The sequence below is a fragment of the Nocardia sp. NPDC004415 genome (assembly GCF_053602435.1).
Genome location: NZ_JBSGDP010000114.1, coordinates 1 through 6,473 on the forward strand (window position 1 = coordinate 1; position 6,473 = coordinate 6,473).

The window sequence follows — 6,473 nt, forward strand, 5'->3', positions numbered from 1 at the left end:
AGCTCACCGTGCTCGGTCCAGGCGACGAGGTCGCCGGTGCGGTACATGCGTTCGCCGTCGGTCCCGAACGGGTCGGCGACGAAGCGGTCGGCGGTGAGATCCGGCCGCGCGACGTAGCCACGCGCCAGCTGCGCACCGGCCAGGTACAGCTCGCCGGGCACGCCGACGGGCACCGGGTGCAGCCGCGAATCCAGCACGTACACCTGGGTGTTGAAGACCGGCGCGCCGATCGGCACCGAGGTGGTGTCGGCATCGGTGACCTCGTGGAAGGTGACGTCGACCGCGGCCTCGGTGGGGCCGTACAGGTTGTGCAGGGCCGCGCCGGTGAGGGCGCGCAGACGCTGGGCGGTCGGCGCGGGCAGCGCCTCACCCGAGGCGAACACCAGGCGCAGGCTGCTGGTCAGCGTCTGGCCGTCGGCCAGCGCGACCGCCGCGGACTCGGCCAGCTCGGCCACGAACACCGACATCATCGACGGCACGAAGTGCGCCGTGGTGACACCCTCGGCCTCGATGATCGCGGCCAGGTAGGCCGGATCACGATGCCCGTCGGGCTTGGCCACCACCAGACGCGCACCGATCTGCAAGGGCCAGAAGAACTCCCACACCGACACGTCGAACGTGGCAGGCGTCTTCTGCAACACCACATCGTCGGCGGTCAGACCGTAGGCGGCCTGCATCCAGACGAGACGGTTGACGATCGCGGCGTGGCTCACGGCCACACCCTTCGGACGACCGGTCGAACCCGACGTGAAGATCACGTACGCGGTGTTCTCCGGACGCAGCGGGGCGATCCGCTCGGCATCGGTGACCGGGGCCTCGGAGTATTCCGACAGATCCAGGCTCTCGATGTGCAGCGCGGTCGTGGCGCCCGCGTCGAATTCGTCGGCGGCCGTGGTCAATACGCACACCGGCGCGGCGGTCTCGAGCACGTAGTGGGTGCGCTCGGCCGGGTGGTCGGGGTCCAGCGGCACGTACGCGCCACCGGCCACGCTCACCGCGTACATGCCGATCACCAGGTCCAGCGAGCGGCGCATACCGAGCGCGACCATGGTGTCCGGGCCGACGCCCTGGGCGATCAGGTGACGGGCCAGGCGGTTCACGCGCGAGGTGAACTCGCCGTAGGACAGACTCGTCCCTTCGAAGGTGAGGGCAACCGCATCGGGGCTGGTCAGCGCCTGTGCCTCGAACATCGACACCAGCGTGGCGGTCTCGTCGACCGGGTGCGCGGTGGCGTTCCAGTCGGTGAGCACCCGGCGGCGTTCGGCCGGTGCCAGCAGTTCGACCTCGCCGATCGCGCGCTCGGGCGCGGCGACGACCGCCGTGAGCATCCGCACCAGGCGCTCCGCCAGCGCGGCGACGGTGGCGGCGTCGAACATGTCGGTGGCGTAGGCGAATTCGGCGGCCATGCCGTCGGCGGAACCGTCGGGACGGTGCCGGTCGGTCAGGTTCAGGTGCAGGTCGAACTTGGCGGTGACCACGTCCAGCGGCACCCCGGCCACCTCGAGGCCGGGCAGCTCGAACGACGCCTCGCCGGTGTTCTGGAACGACAGCATCACCTGGAACAGCGGGTGACGCGCCTGCGAGCGGGCCGGGTTGAGGATCTCCACCAGGCGCTCGAAGGGCAGGTCGGCGTAGCCGAAGGCCGCCAGGTCGTTCTCGCGGGTCTGCGCGAGCAGGCCGGTGAACGGCTGGGCCGGGTCGACCGCGCTGCGCAGCACCAGGGTGTTGACGAACATGCCGATGGCGTCGTCGAGCACCGCTTCACCACGGCCTGCCACGGCGGTGCCGATGGCGATGTCGTCGCTACCGGACAGACGCGCCAGCAGGGCGGCGAAGGCGGCGTGCACGACCATGAACAGGCTGGCGCCGTGTTCGCGGGCCAGTGCGGTGAGCCCGGCGGTGAGCACCGGGTCGATCGAGAACTCGTGCACGCCACCGCGATGGGAGGCCACGGCGGGGCGCGGCCGGTCGGCGGGCAGGTCGAGCTGATCGGGCAGACCGGCCAGCGTGCGCGACCAGTAGGCCACCTGCTGGGCGATCATCGAGGACTCGTCGGTCTCCGAGCCGAGCGTCTCGCGCTGCCACAGCGCGAAATCGGCGTACTGCACCGGCAGCGGCGCCCAGCCCGGGGCCTGCCCGCGTGAGCGGGCGGCGTAGGCGAGCATCACGTCGCGGGCCAGCGGGCGCACCGACCAGCCGTCACCGGAGATGTGGTGCACGACGAAGACCAGCACGTGGGTGTCGGGGTGTGAACCGTCCATGGACCCGGCGATGCGGAACAGCGCGGCGTGCACCGGCGCCTCGGCGGTGACGTCGAAGCCGGTGAGCACGAGTTCGCTGATGCGCTCGCGCAGTTCGTCCTCGCCGACCGTGATCGGATCGAGCGTGACCGGCGCGGCACCGACCGGCAGCACCACCTGCACACCGTGGCCCTCGGCGGTCTCCGGGTAGACGGTGCGCAGCACCTCGTGCCGTTCGACCACATCGGCGACGGCCTGGCGCAGGGCGTCCACGTCGAGGTCGCCGGTGAGGCGCACCGCGAGGGGGATGTTGTTGACCGCGGTGGCGTTGTCGAAGCGGTTGAGGAACCACATGCGCTGCTGGGCCAGCGAGAGCGGGATCTGCTCGGGACGCGGTCCGGCGACGAGCTCGCGGCGGCTGCCGCTGCCCGCGTGGGTCTCCACCTTGGCGGCCAGCGCGGCCACCGACGGCGCCTCGAACAGCACGCGCACGGGGACGCGGCTGTCCAGGGCCGCGCCGAGGCGGGCGACGACCTGGGTGGCGATGAGCGAGTTGCCGCCGAGATCGAAGAAGTCGTCGTCCAGGCCGACGGCGCGATCCCCGGTCAGGCCGAGCACCTCGGCGAAGGTGGCGGCGACGATCTCCTCGATCGGTGTGCGCGGCGCGCGGAACTCGCGAGCCTCGAACACCGGCTCGGGCAGCGCGCGCCGGTCGAGCTTGCCGTTGGCGCTCAGCGGCATCGCGTCGAGTACGACGAACGCGGCGGGCACCATGTAGCTCGGCAGCTGCGCGGCCAGCTGCGTACGCAGCGACTCGATGTCGACCGTCTCGCCGGTCGCGGGGACCACGTAGCCGACGAGCTGGTCACCGGTGCGGGCATCCGAGCGCACGACCACGACCGACTGCGCGACGCTGCGGTGCGCGGTGAGCCCGGCCTCGATCTCGCCGAGCTCGATACGCAGACCGCGCAGCTTCACCTGGAAGTCGGTGCGGCCCAGGTAGGTGATGGAGCCGTCGGCGTTCCAGCGCACGAGGTCACCGGTGCGGTACATCCGCGCACCGGCCTCGAACGGGTTGGCCACGAAGCGATCGGCCGACAGATCGGCACGGCCCACGTAGCCGCGCGCCAGCTGGATACCGGCCAGGTACAGCTCACCGGCGACACCGGGGGCCACCGGGTGCAGTCGCGAATCCAGCACGTAGGACTTGGCATTGAGCACCGGGCTGCCGATCGGCACCGCGCCCTGCACGTCCTCGGCGACCGGCGCGGCGGTGGCGTGCACCGTGAACTCGGTCGGACCGTAGAGGTTGTGCAGCTCGGCCGGGCTGACCCGGCGGATCGCCTCGACCACATCGGAGGTGAACGCCTCACCCGCGACGAGCAGCGCGCGCACCGAGGCCAGCTGCGCCGGGTCGGCGACACCGGCGAACACCGCGAGCATCGACGGCACGAACGAGGTGAGGGTGACCCCCTCGGCGGCGATCAGCTCGGCCAGGTACTGCGGGTCACGGTGCCCGTCGGCCCGCGCGATGACCATGCGGGCGCCGCGCACGATGGTGCCGAACAGTTCCCAGACCGACACGTCGAAGGTCTGCGGCGTCTTGAACAGCACCACGTCGTCGGTGGTCAGCTCGTATTCGACGGTGATCCAGCGGATCTGGTTCACCACCGCGGCGTGCGACACTGCCACGCCCTTCGGGCGGCCGGTCGAGCCGGAGGTGAAGATCACGTAGGCCAGGTTCGAATTCCGCAGCGGTGCACGGCGTTCGGCGTCGGTGACCGGACCGGACGGGTAGCCGGACAGGTCGAGTTCGTCGACCACGAGGGTCGGCGCGTCCGACGGCGCGAAGGCGTCGGTGGCGGTGGTGAGCACGACCACCGGACGCGCCGTCTCCAGCACGTAGGCGATGCGGTCGGCGGGCTGATCCAGGTCCAGCGGCACGTACGCGCCACCCGCGGCGAGCACCGCGTACATGGCGACGACGAGATCGGTGGAACGGCGGATGCCCAGCGCCACCAGGGTGTCGGGGCCGACACCGGTCTCGATGAGCTTGCGCGCCAGCCGGTGTACCCGGCCGGCGAACTCGCCGTAGGACAGAGCTGTCCCCTCGAAACTCAGCGCCGTGGCGTCGGCATCGCGCTCGGCGAGAGCGAACAGATCGAGCAGGGTCTCGCCGGTGTCGGCCGGGACCACGAAGGATCCGACCCCGACCCCACCCATACCGATCAGCTCGGTGGCATTCCACTCCGACAGCACGAGCTCGCGTTCGCGGGCGTCGAGCAGATCGAGATCACCGACGGCGCGCTCGGGGGCGGCCGCGATCTCGGCGAGCAGGCGCGCGAACCGGGCGCCGAAGCGGTCCATGGTGGCGGCGTCGAAGAGATCGGTGGCGTAGATCAGCTCGGCGACGATGCCCGACGGCGCGTCGGCGGGCTTCTCGGTGAGCACGACCTGGAGATCGAACTTGGCCACGTCGATCGGCAGGTCCACCCCGCTGACGGTGAGACCGGGCAGTTCGAGGCTGGTCTGGGCGGTGTTCTGGAAGGCCAGCATCACCTGGAACAGCGGGTGGCGTGCCTGCGAGCGGGCCGGGTTGAGGATCTCCACCAGGCGCTCGAAGGGCAGGTCGGCGTGGCCGAAGGCGGCGATATCGCTCGCCCGCACCGCACCGAGCAGGTCGGTGAAGCTCGCCTCGCCCTCGACCTCGGTGCGCAGCACCAGGGTGTTGACGAACATGCCGATCAGGTCGTCGAGGGCGCGTTCACCACGGCCCGCGATCGGGGTACCGATGGCGATGTCGGACTCGCCGGACAGCCGCGCGAGCAGCACGGCCAGGGCGGCGTGGGCGACCATGAACAGCGTCGCGCCACGAGCGCGGGCCAGCTCGGTGAGCGCCGCGTGGGTGGCGGCGTCGATCTCGAAGGTGTGGGTGGCACCGCGACCACTGGCGATCGCGGGACGCGGGCGGTCGGCGGGCAGGTCCAGCTGCTCGGGCAGACCGCGCAGCCGCTCGCCCCAGAAGGCGATCTGCTGGGCGATCACCGAGGACGCGTCGTCCTCGTCGCCGAGTACCCCGCGCTGCCACAGCGCGAAGTCGGCGTACTGCACCTCGAGCGGGCGCCAGGCGGGCTCGGCGCCCTCGACGCGGGCGCTGTAGGCCGTCATCACGTCGCGGGTGAGCGGGCCCATGGAGAAGCCGTCGGAGGAGATGTGGTGCACCACCAGGGCCAGCACGTGCTCGGTGGGGCTCACCTCGAACAGCGCGGCCCGGAACGGCACCTCGGCGGTGACGTCGAAGGCCGTCAGTACCAGGCCCGAAAGGCGTTGCGGCAGTTCGGCGGTGGTGGTCTCGATCGGCGCGAGGTCCGGGATGACCTTGCCGGTCGGCACGATCACCTGGTGGCCCGCACCGCCGACCTCCGGGTAGTAGGTGCGCAGCGACTCGTGGCGGGCGAGCACGTCGGCCACGGCCACCTGGAGCGCCTGGCGGTCCAGCAGACCCGACAGCCGCACGGCGGCCGGGATGTTGTCGACCGCGGACTCCGGGTCGAAGCGGTTGAGGAACCACATGCGCTGCTGGGCCAGCGACAGCGGCACCCGCGCGGGGCGCTGCTGCGGGACCAGCGGGGCGCGGCGTTCGGTGCCGGAGTGGGTCTCGGCCCGCGCGGCCAGCCCGGCCACGGTCGAAGCCTCGAACAGCTCGCGCACGCCGATATCGGTCTCCAGCGCGGCCGACAGGCGCGCGGCCACCTGGGTGGCGGTCAGCGAGTTGCCGCCGAGAGCGAAGAAGTCGTCGTCCAGACCCACCCGCTCCAGGCCGAGCACATCGGCGAAGGTGGCGGCGACGATCTCCTCGACCGGCGTGGTCGGGGCGCGGAAGACCGCGGCCTCGAACACCGGCGCGGGCAGCGCCTTGCGGTCGAGCTTGCCGGAGGCGTTGAGCGGGAACTCGTCGAGCACCACGATCACCGCGGGCACCATGTAGGCGGGCAGGTTGGCGCCCAGTTCCTCGCGGGCGTCCTCGATGTCGACGGTGCGGCCGGTGGCCGGGATGACGTAGGCGACCAGCTGGTCACCGGCGTGCTGGTCCCCGCGCACCACGACCACCGACTGGGCGACCTCGTCGAGGCCGGTCAGCGCCGCCTCGATCTCGCCCAGCTCGATGCGCAGACCACGCAGCTTCACCTGGAAGTCGGTGCGGCCCAGGTATTCCAGCTCACCGTGCTCGGT

The 6,473-nt window shown here is 71.5% G+C and carries 1 protein-coding gene; it reads right to left on the reverse strand.

Annotated elements, in window-relative coordinates; translation table 11 throughout:
* Nucleotides 1–6,473 (reverse strand): amino acid adenylation domain-containing protein (locus ACWEMY_RS28970; protein WP_452392568.1); only part of this gene is annotated, 6,473 nt, incomplete at both ends.